The sequence below is a fragment of the Actinomadura sp. NPDC048021 genome (assembly GCF_040653135.1).
Taxonomy (GTDB): Bacteria; Actinomycetota; Actinomycetes; order Streptosporangiales; family Streptosporangiaceae; genus Spirillospora; species Spirillospora verrucosospora.
Window position 1 is genome coordinate 191,886 of the sequence record NZ_JBEZJQ010000014.1, and the last position, 25,705, is coordinate 217,590.

23 protein-coding genes and 1 rRNA gene are annotated in these 25,705 nt (G+C 73.1%); 14 read left to right on the forward strand and 10 right to left on the reverse strand.

The features are described 5' to 3' along the window. Window positions 1–14 precede the first annotated feature (14 nt). A complete protein-coding gene (locus AB0C87_RS24050; RefSeq protein WP_360579573.1) occupies window positions 15–1,589 on the reverse strand; it encodes a Na+/H+ antiporter in 1,575 nt (524 codons plus the stop codon). A gap of 221 nt (window positions 1,590–1,810) precedes the next feature. Between AB0C87_RS24050 and AB0C87_RS24055 the strand changes: the two genes are divergently transcribed. The 6 genes from AB0C87_RS24055 (at window position 1,811) to AB0C87_RS24080 (ending at window position 8,288) form a co-directional block, all read left to right on the forward strand. Next, window positions 1,811–2,362, forward strand: a complete 552-nt coding sequence (locus AB0C87_RS24055) for a CGNR zinc finger domain-containing protein (protein ID WP_345176313.1) — start codon at window positions 1,811–1,813, stop codon at window positions 2,360–2,362. Window positions 2,363–2,760: 398 nt separating this feature from the next. Continuing rightward, window positions 2,761–3,795, forward strand: a complete 1,035-nt coding sequence (locus AB0C87_RS24060) for a GDP-mannose 4,6-dehydratase (RefSeq protein ID WP_345176365.1) — start codon at window positions 2,761–2,763, stop codon at window positions 3,793–3,795. 32 nt (window positions 3,796–3,827) lie between these two features. Continuing rightward, window positions 3,828–4,091, forward strand: coding sequence for a UBP-type zinc finger domain-containing protein (locus AB0C87_RS24065; RefSeq protein ID WP_345176315.1), 264 nt, complete (start codon window positions 3,828–3,830; stop codon window positions 4,089–4,091). Then, window positions 4,091–5,647, forward strand: a complete 1,557-nt coding sequence (locus AB0C87_RS24070; protein WP_345176317.1) for an MFS transporter — start codon at window positions 4,091–4,093, stop codon at window positions 5,645–5,647. The genes AB0C87_RS24065 and AB0C87_RS24070 overlap by 1 nt, the downstream gene beginning before the upstream one ends. Before the next feature lie 81 nt (window positions 5,648–5,728). Beyond that, entirely contained in the window at window positions 5,729–6,610 is an 882-nt protein-coding gene (locus AB0C87_RS24075; RefSeq protein WP_345176319.1) for a LysR family transcriptional regulator, read from the forward strand. 82 nt (window positions 6,611–6,692) lie between these two features. Next, on the forward strand, window positions 6,693–8,288 hold the full coding sequence (locus tag AB0C87_RS24080; RefSeq protein WP_353835000.1) for a Na+/H+ antiporter: 1,596 nt from the start codon (window positions 6,693–6,695) through the stop codon (window positions 8,286–8,288). 53 nt (window positions 8,289–8,341) lie between these two features. On the opposite strand, the gene AB0C87_RS24085 is transcribed toward AB0C87_RS24080, so the two are convergent. Continuing rightward, window positions 8,342–9,256: an Lrp/AsnC family transcriptional regulator gene (locus AB0C87_RS24085; protein ID WP_185024146.1), complete on the reverse strand. Its 915-nt coding sequence runs from the start codon at window positions 9,254–9,256 to the stop codon at window positions 8,342–8,344. Window positions 9,257–9,366: 110 nt separating this feature from the next. Here AB0C87_RS24085 and AB0C87_RS24090 point away from each other — a divergent pair, with 110 nt between their 5' ends. From AB0C87_RS24090 to AB0C87_RS24115, 6 genes are all read left to right on the forward strand, one after another. Next, complete coding sequence (locus tag AB0C87_RS24090; RefSeq protein ID WP_345176325.1) at window positions 9,367–9,618, forward strand: hypothetical protein; 252 nt, start codon at window positions 9,367–9,369, stop codon at window positions 9,616–9,618. Between the two features lie 355 nt (window positions 9,619–9,973). Next, window positions 9,974–11,410 (forward strand): GuaB1 family IMP dehydrogenase-related protein, encoded by a 1,437-nt coding sequence (locus tag AB0C87_RS24095; protein ID WP_345176327.1) that lies wholly within the window; start codon window positions 9,974–9,976, stop codon window positions 11,408–11,410. Between the two features lie 136 nt (window positions 11,411–11,546). Next, window positions 11,547–12,179, forward strand: coding sequence for a hypothetical protein (locus tag AB0C87_RS24100; RefSeq protein ID WP_353834999.1), 633 nt, complete (start codon window positions 11,547–11,549; stop codon window positions 12,177–12,179). Between the two features lie 40 nt (window positions 12,180–12,219). Further along, window positions 12,220–13,698, forward strand: a complete 1,479-nt coding sequence (locus AB0C87_RS24105; RefSeq protein WP_345176333.1) for an LCP family protein — start codon at window positions 12,220–12,222, stop codon at window positions 13,696–13,698. 126 nt (window positions 13,699–13,824) lie between these two features. Continuing rightward, on the forward strand, window positions 13,825–14,883 hold the full coding sequence (locus AB0C87_RS24110; protein ID WP_360361900.1) for an enolase C-terminal domain-like protein: 1,059 nt from the start codon (window positions 13,825–13,827) through the stop codon (window positions 14,881–14,883). After that, window positions 14,880–15,446: an AAA family ATPase gene (locus AB0C87_RS24115; RefSeq protein WP_353834997.1), complete on the forward strand. Its 567-nt coding sequence runs from the start codon at window positions 14,880–14,882 to the stop codon at window positions 15,444–15,446. The genes AB0C87_RS24110 and AB0C87_RS24115 overlap by 4 nt, the downstream gene beginning before the upstream one ends. A gap of 90 nt (window positions 15,447–15,536) precedes the next feature. Here AB0C87_RS24115 and AB0C87_RS24120 read toward each other — a convergent pair whose 3' ends face one another. The 6 genes from AB0C87_RS24120 to AB0C87_RS24145 form a co-directional block, all read right to left on the reverse strand. Then, window positions 15,537–15,716, reverse strand: a complete 180-nt coding sequence (locus AB0C87_RS24120) for a hypothetical protein (protein ID WP_345176340.1) — start codon at window positions 15,714–15,716, stop codon at window positions 15,537–15,539. Window positions 15,717–15,861: 145 nt separating this feature from the next. Next, window positions 15,862–16,986, reverse strand: coding sequence for an RDD family protein (locus AB0C87_RS24125; protein WP_360579577.1), 1,125 nt, complete (start codon window positions 16,984–16,986; stop codon window positions 15,862–15,864). Between the two features lie 93 nt (window positions 16,987–17,079). Continuing rightward, window positions 17,080–18,234 carry an acyl-CoA dehydrogenase gene (locus AB0C87_RS24130; RefSeq protein WP_360579579.1) on the reverse strand — a complete coding sequence of 385 codons (1,155 nt, stop codon included), beginning with the start codon at window positions 18,232–18,234 and terminating at the stop codon, window positions 17,080–17,082. Continuing rightward, window positions 18,231–20,192, reverse strand: coding sequence for a biotin carboxylase N-terminal domain-containing protein (locus AB0C87_RS24135; protein WP_360579581.1), 1,962 nt, complete (start codon window positions 20,190–20,192; stop codon window positions 18,231–18,233). Before AB0C87_RS24135 ends, AB0C87_RS24130 begins: the two co-directional genes overlap by 4 nt. A 10-nt stretch (window positions 20,193–20,202) precedes the next feature. Continuing rightward, window positions 20,203–21,735, reverse strand: a complete 1,533-nt coding sequence (locus AB0C87_RS24140; RefSeq protein ID WP_345176368.1) for a carboxyl transferase domain-containing protein — start codon at window positions 21,733–21,735, stop codon at window positions 20,203–20,205. A 56-nt stretch (window positions 21,736–21,791) separates the two neighbouring features. Beyond that, on the reverse strand, window positions 21,792–23,504 hold the full coding sequence (locus AB0C87_RS24145) for an acyclic terpene utilization AtuA family protein (RefSeq protein WP_360579582.1): 1,713 nt from the start codon (window positions 23,502–23,504) through the stop codon (window positions 21,792–21,794). Window positions 23,505–23,605: 101 nt separating this feature from the next. On the opposite strand from AB0C87_RS24145, the gene AB0C87_RS24150 reads away from it, so the two are divergent. Then, window positions 23,606–24,214: a TetR/AcrR family transcriptional regulator gene (locus AB0C87_RS24150; RefSeq protein WP_345176371.1), complete on the forward strand. Its 609-nt coding sequence runs from the start codon at window positions 23,606–23,608 to the stop codon at window positions 24,212–24,214. A gap of 280 nt (window positions 24,215–24,494) precedes the next feature. On the opposite strand, the gene AB0C87_RS24155 is transcribed toward AB0C87_RS24150, so the two are convergent. Next, a complete protein-coding gene (locus AB0C87_RS24155) occupies window positions 24,495–24,887 on the reverse strand; it encodes a VOC family protein (protein WP_360579584.1) in 393 nt (130 codons plus the stop codon). Window positions 24,888–25,010: 123 nt separating this feature from the next. Between AB0C87_RS24155 and AB0C87_RS24160 the strand changes: the two genes are divergently transcribed. Continuing rightward, the gene (locus tag AB0C87_RS24160) at window positions 25,011–25,325 is read left to right on the forward strand and encodes a YciI family protein (protein ID WP_345176353.1); all 315 of its coding nucleotides are present in this window, start codon (window positions 25,011–25,013) and stop codon (window positions 25,323–25,325) included. An 88-nt stretch (window positions 25,326–25,413) separates the two neighbouring features. Here AB0C87_RS24160 and rrf read toward each other — a convergent pair. Continuing rightward, window positions 25,414–25,530: ribosomal RNA gene (gene rrf, locus AB0C87_RS24165) — 5S ribosomal RNA — on the reverse strand. Between the last annotated feature and the right edge of the window lie 175 nt (window positions 25,531–25,705).

The following is a 25,705-nucleotide window of genomic DNA, read 5'->3' on the forward strand; positions in this document are numbered from 1 at the left end:
CGGCGGGACCGGGTTCAGGAGGGCGGCCGCCTCACCGCCACGGGGTCCTCGAAGTCGAGCTCCCGCCCGATCTCGCGGAGCGTCTCGGCGCCGATCCGGCCCTTGCGGTAGAGCGCCTGGAGCCTGGCGCGCTGCGCCATGACCAGCTCGGTGCGGACGCGGCTGCTGTCCGGCGGGCGTGGCCCCTCGGCGCCCTCCCGGTCCAGGAAGTACCGGACGCGTTCGAGGCGCAGTTCGAGCATCTGCCGGAAGGCCTCGGCCGTCTGGTCGTCGACCTCGCCCTCCTCGGCGAGCTCGTCCAGCCGGGCCAGGGCCGCCTGGAGCCCCGCCTTGCGGGCGAGCATCGACTCCGTGCGCCGCCGTTCCGGCTCGATCAGCCCGAGCCGGCGCAGCAGGAGCGGCAGGAGCGGCGCCTGCCCGACCAGCGTGACCAGCACGACGAGCGCGGCGAGCAGGACCAGCAGCCCGCGCTCGCCGCCGAGGCCGATGGGCAGCGACAGCGCGATGGCCAGTGAGATCGCTCCGCGCATGCCGCCGAGGCCGATGACGAGCCGCTCCCGCAGGCCGAGGTCGGCCTGGCTGCGCCGGCCGCCGGGCACCAGCCGGGCGAGCGGCCCGTTGCCGAGCTGCCAGAGCAGCCGGACGCCGATGGCCACGGCCGACACCGCGAGCGCGACCGCCACCACCGTCCCCCAGGTCCGGCCGCCCGGGGCGCGCACGATCTCCCGGATCTCCAGGCCGAGCAGGACGAACAGCGCCGACTCCAGCAGGAAGGTGAGGATCCGCCAGAAGGTGGTGCCGGCCAGGCGCGAGGCGGGCTGCAGGAAACCCTCCCCGTGCGTGCCGATGGAGAACCCCGCGACGACCGTCGCGAGCACTCCGGACGCTCCGAACCGGTCCGCGGGGATGAAGGCGACGTAGGGCGTGACGAGGGAGACGATGATCTGGCTGACGGGATCGCTGATCCAGCGCCGGATCCGGCGGATGACGACGCCGACGAACAGCCCGTAGGCCACGCCGCCGAGCACGATCTGGGCCACCCGGGCCGCACCGTGCGCCACGGTGAAGTCGGTGCCGAGCGCCTCGACCGCCAGACCGAAGATCGTCAGCGCGGCGCCGTCGTTGATCAGGCTCTCGCCCTCCAGGATGGTGACCATCCGCGGCGGCGCGCCCAGCCGCTGCATCACCGCCGTCGCCGCCACCGGGTCGGTGGGCGACACCGCGGCGCCGAACGCCAGCGCGGCGGTCCAGCCGACGTCCGGCAGCAGGACGTGCAGCGTCGCGGCCACCGCGACGGTCGTGACGGTGGTCAGGCCGAAGGCCAGCGCGAAGATGGGCACGGCATCGGCGCGGGCCTCGCGCGGGGCGGTGAAGAACGCCGCGTGGTAGAGCAGCGGCGGCAGGAACCCGAGCAGCACCACCTCGGGCGGGACGACGACCGCGGGCAGCGCCGGCACGAACCCGGCCGCCAGGCCGAGCAGGACGAGCACGATGGCGTCCGGCACGCGCAGCCGCCCGGCCAGCCCGCGAGCCAGCAGGACCACGACGGCGACGGCCAGGAAGACGACGAAGAGCCGGTCCTCCTCCACGGCGATGGTCCTTGCCGGAAAGCGGCGGGGTAGTCGCGGGGGCCGGCCACGGGATGGAACGTTCCGTTCGGATGCCGGCGCCGTGGGCGCCAGCGTGTCCTGGCGGGGTGGGCGCCGACGTGCGCGGTTCCCGTCATAGGGTGGGGGCCACGGGCCGCGTCCCGGCCCCGGCGACGACGCCGGGCGCCCGACCGCCCGGGTCCCCCGAGACTGGAGTCATCGTGATCTTCACTCATGACACCGAGCACGCGCTCGCCGTCGTCGTCGACCTGATCAACACGAGCGCGGCGGCGTCCGGTGCGGAGGAGCTCGGCGGGCTGCCCGGGCTGCGGGAGTTCGTGGACCGCAACGCCTTCAGCGACGTGGGCGAGCTCACCGCCGCCGACCTGGCCCGCGTGCTGGAGCTGCGAAGCCGCTTCCACGCGGTGTTCCGCTCCGGGGACGTCCCCTCCGCCGTCCGGCGGATCAACGAGATCGTCGGCGAGGTCCGCACCACGCCGCATCTGACCGACCACGACGGCTACCACTGGCACGTGCACTTCTTCGCGCCGGGCGCGCCTCTCGGCGAGCACCTGGCCGCCGACTGCGGCATGGCGCTCGCCTACGTGGTCGCCGCGGGCGAACTGGACCGGCTGCGCACCTGCGAGGCCCCGGACTGCTCGCGCGTCCTGGTGGACCTGTCCCGCAACCGCTGCCGCCGGTACTGCGACAGCCGCACCTGCGGCAACCGCATGCACGTCGCCGCCTACCGCGCCCGCCAGCGCGCGGTCTGATCGCAGTGTTCTGGCGCCGGGCGCCTGGGGGCGCCCGACACCAGAACACTGCGGGCGATCACTGCATCGCTCCGGCTCGCCCAGAGGCTCGCTGCGCGATCGGTTTCTCGCAGGCTCGAAACTGCCTTCGGACGCGATCGCAACCGTCCAGGCGCGGCCACGGTGGCGGCTCCGGGCTTGTCCGCGGGGTGGCCTAGAGTCTGCCGACGGCGTCCTTGTTGGACGCTGTGACCAGTACCGGGCGGCCGGGGGCGGGCGAACCAGAAGGGAATTCGGTTCAAACGGTGCCCTCCCTCGTCATGGACGTGGCCTGGTCGGTAACCTCATAAATCACGCTCGCGGCGGGTTTGGGCCCGCGGCGGGCCCGCGTCGGACCTATTTCAGCCATGGAGGATCCGCTGTCCAGGCGAGCACTCATCACCGGCATCACCGGACAGGACGGCTCGTATCTGGCCGAGCATCTGCTTGAGCTGGGATACGAGGTCTGGGGCCTGGTGCGGGGGCAGGCGAACCCCCATGTGTCGCGGCTCCGCAAGCACATCGGCGACGTGCAGATCACCACCGGGGACCTGCTGGACCAGGGCAGCCTGATCTCGGCGGTGGAGCGGGTCCGGCCCGACGAGGTCTACAACCTGGGCGCGATCTCCTACGTGCCGATGTCGTGGCAGCAGGCGGAGCTGACCGCCGAGGTCACCGGGATGGGCGTGCTGCGCATGCTGGAGGCCATCCGGGTGGTGTCGGGGATCAGCCCGTCCCGCACGCCGGGCGACGGGCAGATCCGCTTCTACCAGGCGTCGTCCTCGGAGATGTTCGGGATGGTGCGCGAGACGCCGCAGAACGAGAAGACCCCGTTCCACCCGCGCAGCCCCTACGGGGTGGCGAAGAGCTACGGCCACTACATCACGCAGAACTACCGCGAGTCCTACGGCATGTTCGCGGTGAGCGGGATCCTGTTCAACCACGAGTCGCCGCGCCGGGGCGCGGAGTTCGTCACGCGGAAGGTGTCGCTGGGCGCCGCTCGCATCAAGCTGGGCCTGGCGACCGAGCTGCGTCTCGGCAACCTGGAGGCCCGCCGCGACTGGGGCTACGCGGGCGACTACGCCCGAGCGATGCGGATGATGCTGGCGCAGGACTCCCCGGAGGACTACGTCATCGGGACGGGCCAGACCCAGTCGGTGCGCGAGCTGGTGGAGTTCGCCTTCCGCACCGCGGGCCTGGACTGGCAGGACCACGTCGTCCTGGACGCCAAGTACACGCGTCCGGCCGAGGTCGACCTGCTGTGCGCCGACCCGAAGAAGGCCCGCGAGCAGCTCGGCTGGGAGCCCGAGGTGACCTTCGAGGGGCTGGTGACCATGATGGTCGAGTCGGACCTGCGGCTGCTGTCGCGGTCCGCGCGCCCCGAGGACGAGCCGTTCAGCCCCGACCATTGGTAATCCGGTTACCACGGCCGTGGCACGATTCAGGTATGGCCACCTGTGAGCACGTGCAGTCCCTTCCGATCGAGGATCCGTCCCCGAACACACCCCAGGGATGCGAGGACTGCCTCAGAGAGGGAACACGCTGGGTCCACCTGCGGCTCTGCCTGAGCTGCGGCCATGTCGGATGCTGCGATTCCTCGCCCATGCGGCACGCCAGCGGGCACTTCCACAAGGAGGGGCACCCGATCGTCCGCTCGTTCGAGCCGGGCGAGGACTGGCGCTGGTGCTTCGTCGACGAACTGATCGTCTGATGCCGGACGTCCGGCTGGGCACCGGGCCGGGACGCTGGATCCTGCTGGCGACGGTGCTCGGATCGAGCGTGGCGTTCCTCGACTCCACCGTCGTGAACGTGGCGCTGCCCAGGCTGGCCCGCGACCTGAACGCCGACATGGCCGGGCTCCAGTGGACGGTGAACGCCTACACGCTCACGCTCGCGGGCTTCATCCTGCTGGGCGGCTCCCTCGGGGACCGGTTCGGACGCCGCCGGATCTTCCTCATCGGCACGGTGTGGTTCGCGGTCGCCTCGGTGCTGTGCGGCGTGGCGCCGAACGTCGAGACGCTGGTCATGGCGCGGGCGCTGCAGGGCGTGGGCGGAGCGCTGCTCACCCCGGGCTCGCTGGCGATCATCCAGGCGTCGTTCACGGCCGACGACCGCCCCCGCGCGGTCGGCGCCTGGTCGGGCCTCGGCGGCGTCGCCGGCGCGATCGGCCCGTTCCTGGGCGGCTGGCTCGTGGAGGCGGCCGGATGGCGGTGGGTGTTCCTGCTGAACGTTCCGCTCGCCGCCGTCGTGGTGCTGGTCGCGGTCCGGCACGTCCCCGAGAGCGTCGACCCGCAGGCCCACGGGCGCTTCGACGTGCTCGGCGCGGCCCTGGCGGCGCTGGCCCTGGCGGGGACGACGTACGCGCTGACGGAGGCGCCCGGCGGGGGCGCGTCCCCGCCGGTCATCGCCGCCGCCGCGATCGCCGGGCTGGCGGCGGCCGTCGCGTTCGTGCTGCTCGAACGTCTCCGCGGGCGGCCGCGCAGACGGGCGGACCGCGAGGCGCCACAGCCGATGCTGCCGCTGGACGTGTTCTCCTCGCGGCAGTTCTCAGCCGTCAACGTCGTCACGTTCATCATGTACGGCGGGATGGGCGTGATGTTCTTCCTGTTCGTCCTGAACCTCCAGGTCGTCACCGGGTTCTCGCCCATCGCGGCCGGGACGGCGCTGCTGCCGGTCACCGTGCTGATGCTGCTGCTGTCGGCCCGAGCGGGCGCGCTCGCGCAGAAGATCGGCCCTCGGCTGCCGATGACCGTCGGCCTGGTCGTGGCGGCCCTCGGGATGCTCCTGGTGGGCCGGATCGGCGCGGACGCCTCCTACGTCCGGGACGTCCTGCCGGCCGTGGTGGTGTTCGGGCTGGGGCTGGCGGCGGTGGTCGCGCCGCTGACCGCCACGGTCCTGGCGACCGCCGACGTCCGCCACGCGGGGGTGGCCAGCGGCGTCAACAACGCGGTGGCGCGGGCCGCCGGCCTGCTGGCGGTGGCGGCGATCCCGCCCCTGGCGGGGCTGACGGGCGACGCCTTCAAGAACCCGGTGGACTTCTCGCACGGGTACCGGCTGGCGATGATCACATGCGCCGGTCTCCTGGCGGCGGGGGCCGTGCTGTCCTTCCTCACCGTCGGCGACGACGCGCTGCGGACGCCGTCCGGGGAACCGGTCCAGCCGGAATGCCGGCGCCAGTGCGGGGTGGGCGCGCCGCAGCTGCAGCCCGAGCCGGAGACCGTCCCGGCCGGGCGCGCCGGGAGCACCCCGCCCGGACCCGGGGGCTGATCGCCGGACCGGTCCGCTGATTCCCGGTCCTAATCCGGCTATGTCCAGGACCGGAGCGGTTCGTTGGCATACGGTCAGTGCATGAATCTGCGGCAGCTGCGCTATGTCGTGGCGACCGCCGACCATGGCACGATGACGTCGGCGGCCCAAGCCCTCTACGTGGCCCAGCCCGCGCTGTCGCGGGCGGTACGCGAACTGGAGCGCGAGCTCGGCCTGGAGCTGTTCGCGCGGTCCGGGCGCGGGGTCGTCCTCACGCCCGCCGGGGAGCAGGTCGTCCGGCAGGCCCGGGTCGCCCTGGACGCCGTCGACGCGATCGAGGGACTGGCGGTCACGCGCGCCGACGGGCGCGGCGCGGAGCTGCGCATCGCGGTCACCGCGTCGCTGGAGCCGGAGCTGACCGGCGGCCTCATCCCCCGCTTCGCGCGCGACCAGCCCGCCGTGCGGGTCCGGGTGGTGCGCTGCGCGGACCGCGACCAGATCGCGGCGGTGCTGCGCGGGGGCCGCGCCGACCTGGCGCTGACCGACCTCCCCGTCCCCGGCGACATGACCGCGCACCCGTTCGAGCAGCGCGAGGTGGTGCTGATCTCCCCGCGCGCGCTGAAGGTCCGCGAACCGGTGCCGCCCGCCGCGCTGGACGGCATGCGGCTCGTCCTGCCCGCCCGCGGCGGCGCCCGCCGCGCGGAGATCGACACGATGCTGCGGCGGATCGGCGCGCGGCCGGTCGCCGCGGTGGAGTCCGACGAGCGCGGCGCGTGGCTCGGCTGGGTCCGCGCCGGGCGGGGCTCCTTACTCTGGTACCGCAACCAGATCGACGACACCGAAGGGGTGACGGTCCGCTCCTTCATGCCGCCGCTCACCCGCATGATCGGCCTCGTGCACGCGCACCGCCGGCTGCCGCCCGCCGCCCGCGACTTCCTGACCTTCGCCAAGCAGGCGCCGCACCGCGACGACCAGGCCCGCTGACCGCGCCCCGGCCCGGTTCCTCCCGGTCCGGCCGGGCCGCCCGCGCGACGCCGGTACCACCCGGTCATGCCATGATTCGGCGGTGGGAACGACGCACGCACTCTGGCTGCTGGCCGTACCGGTCGGCGCCCTGATGGTGGCCGCGGCCGCGCGGCGCCTCGGCCTGTCGGCGCCGCTGGTCCTGGTGATCGCGGGGCTCGCCTTCTCCTTCGTCCCGGGGGTCCCGGAATTCGAGCTCGAACCCGAGTTCGTGCTGTTCGTGTTCCTGCCGCCGCTGCTGTTCTCCGCGGCGTGGAACAGCTCGTTCACCAACCTTCGGCAGAACGTCTGGTCCATCGGCCTGCTGTCGGTGGGGCTGGTGCTGTTCACGACCTTCGCCGTGGGCTACGTGGCGCATCTGATCGTTCCCGACCTGCCGCTGGCGGCGGCGTTCGTGCTCGGCGCGATCGTGGCGCCGCCGGACGCGGTGGCCGCGGTGAGCATCGCGCAGCGCCTCGGCCTGCCCCGCCGGACGGTCACGGTCCTCGTCGGGGAGAGCCTGTTCAACGACGCGACGGCCCTGACCGCGTTCCGGGTGGCGCTGATCGCGGCGACGGGCGCCGGGTTCACCCTCCTGGACGGCGTCGGACGCTTCCTGTTCGCCGCCGTCGTGGGCGCGGCGGTCGGGCTGATGCTCGGGCCGCCGCTGCACTGGCTGCGGACCCGGCTGAACGATCCGCTGGTCGAGAACGGCGTCGCGCTGGTGGCCCCCTTCGCCGCCTACCTCCTCGCCGAGACCGCGCACGCCTCCGGAGTGATCGCCGTGGTGGTCAGCGGCCTGTACCTGGGCAACCGGGAGACCCAGTCCGCGGCGGTGACCCGCCTGATCGGGCACTCCTTCTGGAAGGTCATGGTCTTCCTCCTGGAGTCGGTGGTCTTCCTGCTCATCGGCCTGCAGCTGCCCCCGATCGTCCACGAGATGTCGGGACGGAGCTGGCAGGAGCTGGCCTGGTGGTCGACCGCGGTGTTCGCCGTCACGGTCGCGGCCCGGTTCGTGTGGGTGTTCCCCGCCTCGCAGGTCCCGCGGCTGCTGTCGCGGCGGGAGCGGGCGGTGCCGAGCGTGGGCTGGCGCGGCCTGGTCGTGGTGTCGTGGGCCGGGATGCGCGGGGTGGTCTCGCTCGCCGCCGCGTTCGCGATCCCGTTCGTCGCCTCGGGCGACACGCCGTTCCCGGGGCGCGACCTGATCCTGTTCCTGACGTTCACCACCGTCCTCGGGACGCTGCTGGTGCAGGGGCTGACGTTCCCCGCGCTGATCCGCGCGCTCGGCATCGGCGGGGACCGGGAGCGCTACGCCGACACCGTCGCTCTGGCGGGCGCGCAGCACGCCGCCGCGCAGGCCGCGCTGGAGCGGCTGGAGGAGCTGAACGCCGAGGAGCGGCTCGACGCGTCGGTCGTGGAGCGGCTGCGGCAGCTCGCCGAGCACCGGCAGCTGCGCGCCTGGGAGCGGCTCGGGGGCGGGACGGGCCCGGAGGGCGAGGAGGTGCCGACGGCGACGTACCGGCGCCTGCGGCGGGAGATGCTGATGGCCGAGCGCCGGGTCTTCGTGCGGATGCGGGACGAGCGCCGCATCGACGACGAGGTCCTGGCCCGCGTCATGCACGAGCTGGACCTGGAGGAGGTCGCCCTCAGCCGCGACTAGCGGGGGCCCTCGGCCCGGCCACGGTCGCGCCGTGGCCGGGCCGAGGGCCGCGCTCAGACCGCCCCGTTGAGGGGCTGCTCGGGCAGTTGGACGGCGTAGGACTCCTTCACCACGTCGAGGTGGTGCCAGGACTCCCGTACCGTCACCCCGGACACCGACCGGATGGCGTCGAACACGGCCACCAGCTCGGCGCGCGAGGCCGCTTCGACCTGCCCGACGATGTCGTAGCGGCCGAAGCCGGTCGCCAGGTAGCGGACGCCGTCCTGGGCGGCGACCGCGTCGGCGACCTTGCGGAGCCCGCCCGTCACCACCAGCCCGAACCCGCCGAGCTCCGCGGCGCCGAGCGCCAGGGGGTCGGCGAGGCCGGTCACCTGGATGACGCCGGTGCGCATGAGCCTGACCACCCGGGCCCGGGTGGCGGCCTGCGAGAGGCCGATGACGTGCGCGAGCCGGGTGTAGGGGGCGCGGCCGTCGCGCTGCAGCTCGTGCAGCAGCCGCCAGTCGATGTCGTCGAGGGTGACCTCGCCGAGCTCGCGCACCACCGCGTGCGTGTCGCGCACGGTGGACACCGACCGGAACACCTCGGCCGCGCGGACGCCGGCGACGGACCTGATGTGGTCCACCTCGGCCGCGAGCGCGGCGTCGTCGCGGGTGCGCACCTGGGCGACCAGGTCGTACGGGCCCGCGGTCAGCGCGGTGAAGCTGACCGCGGCGCGCTCGGCGACGGTCTCGGCCACCTCCCTCGCCGAGCCGGCCACGGTGACCGACACGTGCCCGATCGCCTCCGCGCCGACGACGGCGGCGTGCACGATGCCGACGACGCGGACGACCTGGGTTTCGAGAAGGTGCTGCACCCGTGCCCGCACCGCCGTGCGGGAAAGCCCGACGCGATCGGCCAGCGCCTGGAACGTCGCCCTGCCATCCCGCTGGAGCTCGCGGACGAGCACGGCGTCGACCGCATCCAGCACGGCTCTCCTCCTCGACATGTGATGAATCGTTTTGCCAGCAACTGCAAGATCATTCCATTTCAGGACGGTATGACGTCAAATATTGATCTTGCTCGTGTTCGCCCTGCCCGATGGCCGTCGAAGCGTCGGTGACCGGTTCCGGGCGGCGACGTTTTAAATGCCGCAGAAACCGGTACGAAAGCGCAACGCTGCCGAGCCCGCGCCGCTCGCACGGCGCGACGCCGCCCGGGCGGTGGACGCGCCGGACGGCCGTGGCCGCTCCGGCGATCGCGGCCCGGTCGGGGCGGCCGGCGGCGCGGGCGGGCATGGCCGACCGGGACGACGTGCGTGACCTGCATGCGCTTCTCCCGGTGTTCTTCTGACCCACCCCCTACGGCGGATCCGCCGTCCGCGCGAGGCACATGTAAGAAAAGTGCATCGGGGGCGCAGTTACGTCAAGAGGTAACTTTACAGAGAGCCAAGCCTCACGTTGCACCGTTTTGCATCAGGTGCACGGGCCCACTTTCGTTATCCCTGCAAGGAGGGGGGAAGACGGGCTGAGACGACACTCGACGCCCTCCCGGGACACAGTGTCATCACCCCTGGTCACGGGCTTTGCCCGCGGTCCGGGGCGGTCCGGGGCGTCCGGCCGCCGGCCTCGGCGGGAGCACGGCCGGGTATCGCCGAGAATGTACGGTGGCCCAGCCACTGCGAACGCGATTGGTGTGTAGTACTGCCGTGCGCCTGCTGAACGATGAGCGTTCCGCTCACGATCTCACCTACAACGACGTCTTCATGGTCCCCCGCCGCTCCTCCGTCGGGTCGCGCCTGGAGGTCGACCTGGCCACCTCGGACGGCAGCGGGACCACCATCCCGCTCGTGGTGGCCAACATGACGGCCGTGTCCGGCCGCCGGATGGCCGAGACCGCCGCCCGGCGCGGCGGCGTCGCGGTCCTCCCCCAGGACATCCCGGTCGACGTCGTCGCCGAGGTCATCGAGTGGGTCAAGGGTCGCGACCTGGTGGTGGACACCGCGATCCGGCTGGACCCCTCCAGCACGGCCGGCGACGCGCTGGCGCTGCTGCCGAAACGGGCGCACAACGCCGTGATCGTCGTCGAGGACGACCGTCCGGTGGGCGTCGTCACCGAGGCCGACTGCATGGGCGTGGACCGGTTCGCCCAGCTCCGCGACATCATGTCCCGCGACCTGGTCACGCTGCCCGCCGGCGTCGACCCGCGGGAGGCGTTCAACCGGCTGCACGAGCGCGGCCACCGGCTCGCCCCCGTCGTGGACGCCGAGGGCCGCCTCGCCGGCGTCCTCACCCGCACCGGCGCGCTGCGCGCCACGCTCTACCGGCCGGCCGTGGACGCCGCCGGCCGGCTGCGCGTCGCCGCGGCGGTGGGCGTGAACGGCGACGTCGCCGGCAAGGCCAAGGCGCTGCTGGAGGCGGGCGCCGACCTGATCGTCGTCGACACCGCGCACGGCCACCAGGACAAGATGATCAGCGCGCTCGCCGCGGTCCGGGCGCTGGACCCCGCCGTCCCGGTCGTCGCCGGGAACGTGGTGACCGCCGAGGGCACCCGCGAGCTGATCGAGGCGGGCGCCGACATCGTCAAGGTCGGCGTCGGCCCCGGCGCGATGTGCACCACCCGGATGATGACGGGCGTCGGCCGCCCGCAGTTCTCCGCGGTGCTGGAGTGCGCCGCCGAGGCGCGCCGGCTCGGCCGCCACGTGTGGGCGGACGGCGGCGTCCGGCACCCGCGCGACGTCGCGCTGGCACTCGCCGCGGGCGCCGCGAACGTGATGGTGGGCTCGTGGTTCGCCGGCACCTACGAGTCGCCGGGCGACCTGCAGCGGGCCGCCGACGGGCGGCTCTACAAGGAGAGCTTCGGCATGGCCTCCGCCCGGGCGGTGCGGCTGCGCACCGCCGAGGACTCCCCCTTCGACCGGGCCCGCAAGGCCCTGTTCGAGGAGGGCATCTCCACCTCCCGGATGTTCCTGGACCCGCAGCGGCCCGGCGTCGAGGACCTGATCGACTCGATCGTGGCGGGGCTGCGCAGCTCGTGCACCTACGCGGGCGCGCGGACCCTGGAGGAGTTCCACGAGCGCGCCGTGGTCGGGATCCAGAGCCCGTCCGGCTACGCCGAGGGCAAGCCGCTGTCCAGCAGCTGGTAAAGGGCGCCCCCGCGGATCGCCGGGCGTCCCCGCATTTCGCGACACGCCGCCGCCTTCGCGCCCCGATCAGCTCGCTGACCTGCACTCTCTTACGTCAGGAACGGAGAGGGGTCTCCGTCCCTGGAGGGGGCGCAGCATGGTCGACGGCGGGTCGGTCGGAGCCGGGGCGCGGCCGCTGCCGCAGGAGGGGCGGGGCCCGGCGGCCCGGGACCGCGAGCGGGGGCGCCGGGCGCGGGAGGCGGCGCTGCGGGAGCTGGCCGAGGCGCTGGTGATCGCCGCGGTCTCCCCCGCCCTGCCGGGCATCGCGCACCTGCGGGCCGGGCGCGTCCGGCTCGGCGCGGCGCTGCTGACCGTCCAGGCGCTGGCGCTGACCGCGGCGGCCCTCGCCGCCGGGCACGGCCGCCCGCTCCTGCTGCACGCGGCGGCGAGGCCCGCGTGGCTGGCGGCGCTGACGGCCGGCTGCGTGGTCGTCGCGGCCCTGTGGGCGGGGCTGATCGTCCATTCCTACGCGGTGCTGCTCCCGGCCGGGCTGTCGCCGCTGTGGCGGCTCGCGGGCGGCACGACGGTGGCGGTCCTGTGCCTGCTGGTGATCGTCCCGCCGCTGACGGCCGCCCACGCGCTGGCGCCCTGCCCACTACGTGATCATCCGTACGGGTCCCCGAACGGCGGCGGATTCACTATCCTGACGATCTGCACCAAAGGCCACACCCGCTCGCATGCGATCGACTCTTACGCAACCTTTGCCCGGTTCGACGCGTCCATAATGTGAGCCGAGGCTTAATTCACTGTGGGTGGGAATCGGAGCGTACATGGGTCGGTCGCCAAGTGGGCGTGCCCGGAACAGGGACGATGAGGGTGCCTCCGGCGGAGCCGGGGGCCTCCCCCGCGCGCTGGCACTGACGCTCGCGTCCGCCCTGGTCTGGGGCGTCGCGCATTTCGTCACGGGCCGCCGGATCGCCGGCGGGATACTGCTCGCGCTGTACGTGGCGATCGTCGCCGCCCTCGCGGGCGCCGCCACGTTCTACCGCTCCGATCTGGTGCACTACGCCGTCCAGCCCGCGGTGCTGCAGCGGACCTCCGCCGCGATCATCGCGCTCGGCGTGCTGTGGATCCTCGTCGTCGTCCGCTCCTACCTGCTGCTGCGCCCGACCCGCCTCGCCGCGGGCGCCCGGACGCTCGGCGCGGCCGCCGTCGCGGTGATGTGCGCCGCCGTCGCGGTGCCGGTGGCGTGGTCGGCGCACAGCACCTACGTGTACCGCGACGCGCTGACCAGCATCTTCCGCACCGGAAGCGAGAACGGCAAGCCGGTCGACACCGCGGACCCGTTCAACGGCCAGCCGCGCGTCAACATCCTGCTGCTCGGCGGCGACTCCGCCGCCGACCGCACCGGCGTGCGCACCGACAGCGTGACCCTCGCCAGCGTCGACACCAAGACGGGCGACACGGTGCTGCTGAGCCTGCCGCGGAACCTGGAGCGGTTCCCGATGCCGCCCGGCCCGGCCCGCGACCGGTTCCCCTACGGCTTCACCGGTGACGGCCCGCAGAACCCGGGCCTGCTCAACGAGGTCTACGAGTACGCCGAGAACCACCCCGACGTGGTGCCCGGCGTCGCCAAGAAGCGCCGCGGCCCCGAGCTGCTGAAGGCCACCGTCGCCGGAGTCCTCGGCCTGCGCGTGGACTACTACATCCTCGTCGACATGTTCGGCTTCGCCGACATCGTCGACGCCATGGGCGGCGTCAAGCTCAAGATCACCGAGCCGATCCCGTACGGCCTGCAGGGGGGCGTCCTGCAGCCCGGCTACCGGACGCTGAAGGGCAAGGAGGCCCTCTGGTACGGGCGGTCCCGCACCAACAGCAGCGACTACGTGCGGATGAGCCGGCAGAAGTGCCTGATGCGGGCGATCGCCGAGCAGGCCGACCCGCAGACCGTGCTCACCAGCTTCGACAAGCTCGCCGCGGCGGCCAAGCGGACGCTGTCGACCGACATCCCGCAGGAACTGCTGCCCGCGCTGATGAAGCTGTCGAACCGGGTCAAGAACGGCGCGCAGATCAGGAGCCTGCAGTTCGTCCCGCCGCTGATCTACACGGGGAACCCGGACTTCGAGAAGATCCGCACCCTGGCGGCCGACGCCGTCAACAGCGAGCCGCGCCAGGTCAGCGCCAAGCCGAGCGGCACGCCCACGGCCTCGCCGACGGCTTCGCCCACCGCCTCGCCCGACGGGCAGGACGGCGGCGAGCCGGCCAAGCCGAGCTCCAAGCCGGTGTCGCTGGAGAGCAGCTGCCCGTGACCGGACGGCCCGGCCCGCGGCCGGCGCCCGTCCCGCCGCGGCGGTCCTGACCCGCGTGGATTGTCCTTCCTGGTCCGGGGAGGAGGGATCATTGAGGAACGACCCCTACTTCGAAGGGCTGGTGCGGTGCCTCGGATCCACGGCTGCGACGCCTTCCGCGTGGCGATGCCGCGCGGGCGGCGGCCGGAGAGCGTCCTCGTCCGCCTGGCCGGCGACGACGCCGTCGGCTGGGGCGAGATGGCCGTCCGGGACGGAGCCGGGGACCCCGGCGCGGCATGGGCGGACATCGAGACGCGCATGGGGCCGGCCCTGATCGGGCTCGACTGGGACCGCCCCGAGGACGTGTCCGCCGCCGCCGACCTCGGCGCGCGGGAGGCCGCGGCGGCCGTCGACACGGCCTGCTGGGACCTGTGGTGCCGGACCCGCGGGCTGCCGCTCGCGCACGCGCTCGGCGGCACCCGCACCTCGATCGTCACAGGCGCGCGGATCACCCCCGAGCCGGCGATCGACACCGTCACGGCCCGGGTCAACAGGGCCGTTGGAGCGGGCCACACCCGCGTCACGCTGGACGTCAGGCCGGGGTGGGACATCGAGCCCGTCCGCGCGATCCGGCAGGCGTACCCGGCCCTGGCGCTCGTCGCCGACGCGGGACACGCCTATACCGAGTCGCCGGAGCACCTGGCGGCGCTGGAGGCGCTGGACGCCTACGGCCTGGCGGCGATCGAGCGCCCCTTCGCCGGCGGCGACCTCGCCGCGCACGCCCGGCTCCAGGCGCGGGTGGGCACCGCCGTGGCCCCGGACGTGGGCGATCTGGAGACGCTGGACGCGGCCCTGTCGCTGGAGGCGGGCCGTGCGCTGCACCTGCGCCTCGACCGGCTCGGCGGGCTGACCGCGGCCCGCAGCGCCCACGACCTCGCCTACGCGGCGGGATGGGACGTGTGGTGCAGCGGCTGCGGCGCGTTCGGCATCGGGCAGGCCGCCGCGGTGGCGCTCGCGGCCCTGCCGGGGTGCACGCTGCCGAGCGACGTGTCCGACCCGGCAGGCGGCCCGGTGTTCGTGACGCCGCCGGTGCGCTCGTCCGGCGGCGTCGTCGGCGTCCCGCTCACGCAGCCGGGCCTCGGCCACGAGATCGACGAGGCGCGCATCGAGCGGCTGGCGACCCGCCGGCTGCGCCTGTCGACGTGACGCCCGCCCCGGCCTGGGTGGTGGCGGGGCCGCCCGGCTCCGGCAAGACCACGGTCTCGGACCTGCTGCTGCGGCGGCTGCGCCCCGTCCCGGCGCTGCTGGACAAGGACACGATGTTCGGGCCGTTCGTGGAGGCGACCCTCGCGACCTTCTCCCGCGATCCGGGCGAGCGCGAGGGCCCCTGGTACGACGAACACGTCAAGCCGCACGAGTACGCGGGGATGACCGCCACCGCGCGGGAGATCCGGTCGCACGGCTGCCCGGTGCTGCTGAGCGGCCCGTTCACCGGCCACATCCGGGACGCGGCGCGCTGGAGCGCGTGGGTGGCGTCCCTCGGCGGGCCGCCGGTGAGGCTGGTCTGGATCCGGACGGACGCCGCGACCCTCCGGCACCGGCTGGAGCGGCGGGGCTCGCCCCGCGACGCCGGCAAGCTGGCGGCGTTCGACGCGTTCGTCGCCCGGATGCTGCCGGGGACGCCGCCTCCGGTGCCCCACACGGCCGTGGACAACCGCCTCGGCGCGCCCGTGCCGCTGGAGGCGCAACTGGACGCCCTGGCGGAGTGAAGCGGCGGAGTGACGATCTGGCGGAGACCGTGCGGTCTCCGCCAGATGGCCGCCCGCCGGAAGGACCGCCGGGCGGGAACGGCCGTCGCGTCAGCCGTTGATGTTGATGTTGATGTTCTTGTTGACGTTGTGCTCACAGCAGCAGTGGTGGTCGTGGCCCTTCATCGGCTCGCCGGACGCCGTGGCGGCCGACGCCGTCGCGGACAGGCCGGTCATCCCGGCCATCGTCGTCCCGGCGGCGAGAACCAGAACCGCAAGACACCTCTTCATGATCATCCCTTTCGCTCCGGCATCCGGTACTTGCGTTGCGATCGTCCCCGACACATGCTCTATGTAACGTAATGACTACTAAGAGTGAGCAAAGGTCGAGGTGGGGTGATTCAGTAGGACTTCGACGGTTCCGAATCCCGGGCGACTACTGCTGGGGCGGCGGCATGTACTGCTGCGGCGGCTCGTGCTGCCCCGGCTGGCCGTACCCGGGCTGGCCGTACCCGGGCTGCGCGTAGGGGCCGGGCTGCGCGTAGGGGTCGTAGTGGGGCGCGGGCGGCGGGAGGGCGGGCTGCTCCGGCTGCGGGGGCAGCGGCTGCCGCCGGGCGGACCGGCGATCCTGGTAGGCGTTCCGGAGCCGGCCCCCGACGCGCTTGCCCGCCTGGCCGACCTGCTGCGCCCGTTCGCTCTGCACCGCGTCCTGCATCCGGGCGGCGGACCTCCGGCCCAGATCCTGCATCTGCCGGGCGCGCTCGGACTGCAGGGCGCGCTGCATCGATTCGGCCTGGGCGAGGCGGGCGGCGTTCTCACGAACAGCCTGCCCCGCGACCTGGCCCGCCGCCTGCGTGCCGTCCCAGGCGATGACGGCGCCCTGCCGCGCGGCCTGGGCCGCGCGGCGGTAGCCGTCCGCGCGGACGAGGGACGTCCCCGCCAGCAGGTCGGCGAGGCCCCGGCGGCGGGCGCCGACGAGGGTCGGCGCGCTGTTGGCCAGGAACACCGCGACGGCGACCAGCCAGGTGACGAGGGACAGGAAGAAGAGCCCGTGCAGGAGGAGGATCCACGCGGTGCAGTACAGGCCGGTGCCGCCCGCCGTGGTCACCAGGGACCGGCGCAGCGCCCGGGACTTGGCGGACCTGGCGTTCTCCACGCGCAGGTCGAGCACGGCCTTGCCGACGGTCCGGCCGGCGAAGGCCTGCCCCGCGAACTGGTGCAGGAACTCGATCAGGATGAGCAGGAGCAGCGCCTGCTCGACGGCGCTGACGGCCGTGTTCCAGATGCTCGTCCCGAAGTTCTCGGCGGCCTGCCGGACGTCGCCGCCGGACAGCAGGAGCCCGCCCGCCGCGGACAGGGCGTCGCCCCAGAGCCCGTCCCCGAGGAGTCCGTTCAGCCGTCCCCACGTCATCGTGCCGAGGAGGCCCGCGGCGCAGGCGAGCAGGGCGGTGTCGATGCTCCAGGCCGCCAGGCGGCGGCCGCGCGGGGCCGCGGCGGGAGGCGGCGGCGCGTGCGGGACGGGCTCGGCGGCGGGCGGCGGAACGGGTGGCGGACCGTACACGTGAGTCCCTCAGGTCGCGATCTTCATTTTTGATCAAAGCGCGGGAACGGCAGGAGTCTAGGCCGCCCGGCCCCGCCGCCGCCACCGAAGCGGTCAGTAGGACTTGGGCAGCCCCAGGGAGTGCTGTGCGACGTAGTTGAGGATCATCTCGCGGCTGACCGGGGCGATGCGCATGAGCCGGACGACGCCGGCGAGCATCCCGACGCCGTACTCGGTGGTGAGGCCGTTGCCGCCGTGGGTCTGGATGGCCTGGTCGACGCAGTGGATCGCGGCCTCGGCGGTGGCGTACTTGGCCATGTTCGCCGCCTCGCAGGCGCCGGCGTCGTCGCCCTCGTCGTAGAGCCACGCGGCCTTCTGCCCCATCAGCCGGGCCAGCTCCAGCTCGATCTTGGCGGCGGCGAGCGGGTGCGCGATGCCCTGGTGCGCGCCGATCGGCGTTCTGAACACCTGCCGCGACGCGGCGTAGGCGGTCGCCTTGCCGAGCGCGAGGCGGCCGATCCCGGCGCCCATCGCGGCGGCCATGATGCGCTCGGGGTTGAGGCCGGCGAACAGCTGCAGCAGGCCGCCGTCCTCGTCGCCGACGAGCGCGTCGTAGGGCAGCCGGACGTCGTCGAGGTGGCAGACGAACTGCTTCTCCGGCGACACGATCTCCATGTCGATCGGGGTGAAGGTGAACCCGGGCGCGGTGGTCGGGACGATGAACAGCGACGGCCGCAGGTTGCCCTTCTGGTCCTGCGTGCGGGAGACGAACAGCACGGCGTCCGACTCGTCCACGCCGGAGATGAACGTCTTCTGCCCGTTCAGCACCCACCCGTCGCCGTCGCGGCGCGCCGTGGTGGTGATGCGGTGCGCGTTGGAGCCGGCGTCGGGCTCGGTGATCGCGAACGCCATCTTCACCGAACCGTCGGCGAAGCGCGGCAGCCAGTGCTTCCTCTGGTCCTCGGTGCCGGACCGGGCGATGATCGTCGCGCAGATCGCCGGGGAGACGACCATGAGCAGCAGCGGGCAGCCCGCGGCCGCCAGCTCCTCGCACACGGCGGCGAGGTCGCCGATGCCTCCGCCTCCGCCGCCGTACTCCTCCGGCACGTTGACGCCGAGGTAGCCGAGGCGCCCGGCCTCGGCCCACAGCTCGTCGGTCTTCTGTCCGGATCTGGCCTTCTCCACGTAGTAGGAGGAGCCGTACTCGCCGCCCAGTTCGGCGACCGCGGCGCGCAGGGCCCGCCGCTCCTCGGTCTCGACGAAGCTCATTCGGGGGTCCCTTCGATGACGGCGAGGACGGCGCCGGACTCGACCTGCTGCCCCGCGGTGACGTTCAGTTCGGCGACGGTCCCGGCGGACGGCGCGGCGATGCGGTGCTCCATCTTCATCGCCTCCAGGACGACGAGGGTCTGCCCTTCGGCGACGTCCGCGCCCGGTTCGGTCTCGACGCGGACGACGGTGCCGGGCATGGGGGCCAGGAGGGAGCCCGGGGCGATCCGGCCGCTCGGGTCGGCGAACCGCGGAACGGCGACGAGGGCGACCGGGCCGAGGCGCGAGTCGACGTGCACCGCGTCCCCGGCGGCGGTCACGGCGAAGGCCTCGCGGAGGCCGTCGCGGTCGAGGACGACGCGGTCCGGAGCGGCGGACACCAGCGACGTGCCCGGGCACAGCTCGGAGGTCAGACCGTCCCTGTCCAGCCGGTAGTCGACGTCCACCGGGCCGCCGGGCCCCTGGAACGTCCTGCGCTGCGGCTGGGACCGCACGTTGCGCCAGCCCGACGGGAGGCCGCCGAGCACCGCGGCGCCCTCCCGGCTCGCGGCCGCCTGGGCGAGCGCGGCGGCCAGCGCGCACATCCGGACCGCGGCCTCGTCCGCGAGGGGCGCGGCCAGGGTGTCCAGGCCGACGCGGTCGAGGTAGCCGGTGTCGGTGGCGCCGTCCAGGAACCCCGGCTCCTCCAGGATCCGGACGAGCAGGTCGCGGTTGGTGGTGAGGCCGTGGATGCGGGCGCCGCGCAGCGCCGCCGCCAGCCGGCGCGCGGCGGCGGCCCGGGACGGCGCCCACGCGATCACCTTGGCGAGCATCGGGTCGTAGTGGACGCCGACCTCGGCGCCGCTCTCCACGCCGCTGTCGAGCCGCAGCCCGTACGCCGCCGGCACGGCGAACTCGGCGTCCGCCCCCGGCACCTCGAAGGTGTGCAGCGTGCCGCTGGCGGGCCGCCAGTCGTGCGCGGGGTCCTCGGCGTAGAGGCGCACCTCGATGGCGTGACCGCGCGCCTCCGGCGGCGCGGCCGGAAGGCGGGCGCCCTCGGCGACCTCGATCTGCAGCCGGACGAGGTCCACCCCGTACACGCACTCGGTGACCGGGTGCTCGACCTGGAGCCGGGTGTTGACCTCCAGGAAGGAGAAGCCTCCGTCGCGCGCCAGCATGAACTCGACCGTGCCCGCGCCGGTGTACCCGATGGCGCGCGCCGCGCTCGCCGCCGCCCCGCACAGCCGCGCGCGCAGCTCGGGACCGACCGCCGGGGACGGCGCCTCCTCGATGATCTTCTGGTGGCGGCGCTGGATGGAGCACTCGCGCTCGCCGAGCGTCCAGACCGTCCCGTGCGCGTCGGCGAGGATCTGCACCTCGATGTGGCGGGCGTCCTCCAGCAGCGGCTCGCAGAACACGGTCGGGTCGCCGAACGCCGACTCCGCCTCCCTGCGCGCCCCCGCGACGGCGCTCTCCAGCTCCTCGAGCGTCCTGACGACGCGCATGCCGCGCCCGCCGCCGCCCGCGGACGCCTTGACCAGCAGCGGCAGGTCCGCGTCGCCGACCCGGACGGGGTCGAGCTCGGGCAGCACCGGGACGCCCGCCGCGGCCATCAGCTTCTTGGCCTCGATCTTGGAGCCCATCGCGGCGATCGCCTCGGGAGGCGGGCCGATCCAGGTCAGGCCGGCGTCGACGACCGCCCGCGCGAAGTCCGCGTTCTCCGACAGGAACCCGTAGCCCGGGTGGACGGCGTCGGCCCCGGCGCGCTCCGCCACGGCGAGGAGCCGCTCCACCGACAGGTAGGTCTCCGACGGGGACGCGCCGGGCAGCCGCCCGGCCACGTCCGCCTCCCGGACGTGCGGCGCGGCGGCGTCGGGGTCGGAGTGGACGGCGACCGTCCCGACGCCGAGGTCCCGGCAGGCGCGCAGGACGCGGCGGGCGATCTCGCCGCGGTTGGCGACCAGCACTCTTTTGATCATTGTTCGACACTCACATCCGGAAGACGCCGAAGCCCTCGGCGCCGCGCACGGGGGCGTTGTGGACGACGGACAGGCACAGGCCGAGGACGGTCCGGGTGTCGCGGGGATCGATCACCCCGTCGTCGTAGAGCCGCCCGGACAGGAAGAACGGCAGCGACTCGGCCTCGATCTGCGCCTCGACCATCTCCCGCATCGCGCGGTCCTGGTCCTCGTCGTAGGCCTGCCCGCGCGCCTGCGCCGCCTGGCGCGCCACGATGGACAGGACGCCCGCGAGCTGCTGCGGCCCCATCACCGCCGACTTGGCGCTCGGCCAGGCGAACAGGAACCGCGGGTCGTACGCGCGGCCGCACATGCCGTAGTTGCCCGCCCCGTACGAGGCGCCCATGATGATCGAGATGTGCGGGACCCTGCTGTTGGCCACCGCGTTGATCATCAGGGCGCCGTGCTTGATGATCCCGGCCTGCTCGTACTCCCTGCCGACCATGTAGCCGGTCGTGTTGTGCAAGAACAGCAGCGGGGTGTCGCGCTGGTTCGCGAGCTGGATGAACTGCGCCGCCTTCTGCGCCTCGTCCCCGAACAGCACGCCCTGCGCGTTCGCGAGGATCCCGATCGGGTAGCCGTGGACGCGCGTCCAGCCGGTGACCAGGCTCGTCCCGTACAGCGGCTTGAACTCGTCGAACCGCGACCCGTCGGCGATCCGCGCGATGACCTCGCGCGGATCGAAGGGGACCTTCAGGTCCTCGGGGACGATCCCGGCCAGTTCCTCGGCGTCGTAGAGCGGCTCCTCGACCGGGCCCGGCGCGGGTCCGAGCTTGCGGTGGTTGAGGTTCGCGACGATCCGGCGTCCGAGGCGCAGCGCGTCCTCCTCGTCCGCCGCCATGTAGTCGGCGAGCCCGGAGGCGCGCGCGTGCATCTCGGCGCCGCCGAGCTCCTCGTCGTCGGCCTCCTCGCCGGTCGCCATCTTCACCAGCGGCGGCCCGCCGAGGAACACCTTCGCGCGCTCCCTGACCATGACGACGTGGTCGCACATGCCCGGGATGTAGGCGCCGCCCGCCGTGGAGTTGCCGAACACGAGCGCGATCGTGGGGATCCCCGCGGCCGACAGCCGGGTGAGGTCGCGGAACATGCGGCCGCCCGGGATGAAGATCTCCTTCTGCGTCGGCAGGTCCGCGCCGCCCGACTCGACCAGGTTGATGACGGGCAGCCGGTTCTCCAGCGCGATGTCGGACGCCCGGAAGCTCTTCTTCACCGTCCACGGGTTGCTGGCCCCGCCCCGCACCGTCGGGTCGTTCGCCACGATCATGCACTCGACGCCCTCGACGACGCCGATGCCGGTGACGACGCTCGCGCCGACCGGGAAGTCGCTCCCCCACGCGGCGAGGGGGCTCAGTTCGAGGAACGGCGAGTCGGGGTCGAGCAGCAGCTCGATGCGCTCGCGGGCGAGGAGCTTGCCGCGCCCGCGGTGCCGCTCGACGTACTTGCGGCCGCCTCCTTCCAGGGCCTTGGCGTGCTCGGCGTCCAGGGCCGCCAGCTTCTCCAGCATGGCCGCGCGGCGCTCCCGGAACTCCGGGCTCCGCGCGTCCAGGGTGCTCTTGAGGGTCACAGAACTGCCTCCGGGATGTCGACGAGGCGGGACCGCAGCCACTCCCCCAGGGCCTTGCCCTGAGGGTCGAACCGGGTCGAGGCGGACACGCCCTCCTGCAGCAGCCCTTCGACCACGAAGTTCACCGCACGGAGGTTGGGCAGCACATGCCGGCGGACGGTGTGCTCGCGGGTCTCCGGCAGCAGCTCGCGGAGCCTTTCCGTGGTCAGGAAGGGCTCCAGCCAGCGCCACTGCGCGTCGGTGCGGGCCCACACGCCGATGTTGGCGTCCCCGCCCTTGTCTCCGCTCCGCGCCCCGGCGACACGGCCGAGCGGCGCCCGGACGGCGGCTCCCGGTGGGACGCCTCCGGCGGGCGGGGCCTCGGCGGGGGCTTCGAGGTCGCGCACGTGCGGAGCCGCGGCGATGGCGATGCGCTCGCCCTCGTGGGTCACCGCGACATGCTCGACGGCCTCGTTCGGGACGTAGGCGGGCGTGTAGACGCCGTAAGGGCCGCCCTTTCCCGGCGGGGAGGTCATGGTGAAGCCCGGATAGCCGGCGAGGGCGAGTTCCACGACGGCGCCGCTGAACGCGCGGCCGACCTTCTCCGGGTCCGGGTCGAGGACGGCGCAGCGGAGCAGGGCGGTGGCCTCCCCCTGCGTGGCCGGGTCCGGCCCGGGGGCGCCGATGAGCGTCCATTCGACGCGAGACGGCCGGCCCTTCGTGAAGGCGGCCTCCAGTTGCGCCTTTACGAGCTCGGCCTTGGCCTCGATGTCCAGGCCGGTGAGGACGAAGGTCATCTCGTTGCGGTGCCCGCCCAGGTGGTTCAGGCACACCTTGGTGGTCGGCGGCGGCGGAAGGCCCCGGACGCCGCTGATCCGCACCCGGTCGGGCCCGTCCTGCGCCGGGGCGATCGTGTCGAACCGCGTCGTCACGTCCGGGCCGGCGTAGGCGGGCGCGCCGATCTCGTACAGGAGCTGGGCCGTGACGGTCTCGACCGTGACGGCGCCGCCCGTCCCGTCGTGCTTGGTGATCACGCTGGACCCGTCGGGATGGATCTCGGCGATCGGAAAGCCCGGCGCCTTTACATTGTAGATTTCTTGGAAGAAGGCGTAGTTGCCGCCGGTCGCCTGCGCGCCGCACTCCAGGACGTGCCCGGCGACCGTCGCGCCCGCGAGCGCGTCCCAGTCGTCGCGCGCCCAGCCGAAGTGCGCGGCGGCCGGGCCCACGACCAGGGACGCGTCGGTGACGCGTCCGGTCACCACCACGTCCGCGCCGGCCCGCAGGCACTCGGCGATCCCCCAGGCGCCCAGGTAGGCGTTGGCGGTGAGCGGCCGCCCGCGGCGGGCGTCCGCCAGGCCGAGCTCATCCGCCCGGGGCAGCAGGTCGTCGCCCTCCACATGGGCGATCCGCACGTCGATCCCGAGCCGGGCGGCCAGCTCGCGCAGCCGGGCCGCCAGCCCCCGCGGGTTGAGCCCGCCGGCGTTCGCGACGATCGTGGTGCCGCGCTCCGCGGCCAGGCCGAGGGACTCCTCCATCTGCCGCAGGAACGTCGCGGCGTACCCGGCGTCCGGGTCCTTCATCTTCCCGCGCCCGAGGATCAGCATCGTCAGCTCGGCCAGGTAGTCGCCGGTGAGGACGTCCAGCGGCCCGCCCTCCAGCATCTCCCGCACCGCGGAGAAGCGGTCGCCGTAGAAGCCCGAGGCGTTCCCGACCCGCAGCGGTTGGCTCATGGCCAGAACCCTGCCAGCCCGCCTCTAAAAAATCAATCACGCATGATTGTTTCTCCGCCTGATCGTTTGGTTGACTGGAGGCCACCGACTTCGAGGACTCCATGACCGCCCAGGCACTCCCCCGCGAACCGCAGCAGGACCGCAGCCGTGCCACGCGGCGGCGCCTCCTGGAGGCCGCCATCGGCTGCCTCGCCTCCGTGGGCTGGGCGGGCACGACGGTGGCGGTGGTCGCCGAGCGCGCGGGCGTCTCCCGCGGCGCCGCCCAGCACCACTTCCCCACCCGCGAGGAACTGGTGACGGCGGCGGTCGAGTACGGCTCGGACGTGCGGATGGCGCAGATGCGCGAGCGCCTCGACGCGCTCGCCGACCGCCGTCCCTCCACGCTGGACGTCGTCACGCTCCTCGGCGAGATGTACACGACCCCACTCTTCCGCGCCGCGCTCCAGCTGTGGGTCGCGGCCAGTTCGGACGAGCAGCTCCGCGCGCAGGTCGTCCCCCTGGAGGCGCGGGTCGGGCGCGAGGCGCACCGCCTCACCGTGGAGGCGCTGGGCGCGGACGAGTCGGTCCCCGGCGTCCGGGAGACGGTTCAGGCGACCCTCGACCTGGTCCGCGGCCTCGGCTTGGCCGACCTGCTCACCGACGACTCGGCACGCCGCACCCGCCTGCTGCACCAGTGGGCCACCACGCTCGACCAGGCGCTCGGCCGCTGATCCTCGGACAGCGCACGGTCCAAGGGAGACCGCCCACAGCGGGTCTCGCCGCCGACTGGGGCCCACCGAGGTGAGGACCGCCGCGATGCGCGGAAGGTCCTCGTACGGGGGTTCAGCGGGGCCGCTGGCCGGGCGGAGGCGGCGGGCCCGAGGGTCTGAGCGCCGGCCCGCCACGCCTCAAAGCCCGCATCGATCTGGTCGAAGGCGTCCCTGGTTCTGCCGGTGCCAGTCAAGCCTGGCTGACGAACCGCTCAGTCCAGGCGATCGCCAAACGCGCAGCCTAACGGTGGCAGACGATCTCCAAAGTGACGCCGTCGTGACCTTCCCAGAAGGTGGCGTAGTAGGTGGGGCCGTACTGCGGGAACTCCTGGGGCTCGTAGAGCACGTTCGCGCCCCGCTTGACCGCCCATTCATGCAGACGGTCGACCTCCTCCCGAGTCTTCACCATGAAAGCGAGGTGCTGGAGACCCGGACGGTGGCGCGAGTAGTCACCGTCCTCCAATGCCGGATAGAAGAACAGGTACGTGCCTGGCTTGCCGCCCGCCGGGCGGTAGGAGAACTCCTCCTCGGTGGCGAAGAAGGTTTCGAAGCCGACCAGGGGCATCAACTCGTCGTAGTACGCCTTGGCTTGGCCGAGGTCGCGGACATTTACGCCAAGGTGGCCTAGGGGCATCTGCCGATCATAGGCGCCGGGCTCGCCTACACGATCGCCGCTACCGCATCGACGAACGACCGGTGACCGTGCCGCCCACTGGCAGACTTGTCCGGAGATCGGACGACCATCGGGGAGCATACGATGCTGCATCTGCTGCGCCTGGAGTACACGAGGTCGGAGGAGGACGCCGAACCCCATGTCGCCGCCCATGTGGCGTTTCTCGAACGGCATCATGGCGCGGGCACGTTCCTGCTGTCCGGCCAGACTGTTCCCTCGTCGGAGGGTGGCCTCATCATCGTCGCCGGCGTCGACCGGCAGGAGGCGGAGAAGATCGCCGCCGAAGACCCCTTCGTGAAGGCCGGCGTCGCGCTCTACGACATCACCACCATCGCGCCTGGACGCGCCCACCCGGCACTGGCCGCCCTCACAGGCGGACGGAGTGTCCCTCCGGCATAGCGGCCGGGCAATGCGAAAAAGGCCCTGGGAAGCAGGCACGAAATGAGAAAGGCCCCGCCGGTAACGGCGGGGCCTTTCTACAATATGTGTCCGGCGGCGTCCTACTCTCCCACACGGTCTCCCATGCAGTACCATCGGCGCTGAAGGGCTTAACTTCCGGGTTCGGGATGGGACCGGGTGTTTCCCCCTCGCCAAAACCACCGAACGTCTCAACGCACCACCCGCAGGGTGGGCAAATCAACGTCCAAGCCAATCGGCTCGGTATCCAATTATCAAACAAAGTCTACGGGAACCCAGTTGTTTTCTGGGAACCACACAGGGACGCGAACATCTCTCGCAGCGACTCACTCTGAACGTTCAGTGTGTTCAAGCCACTCGGC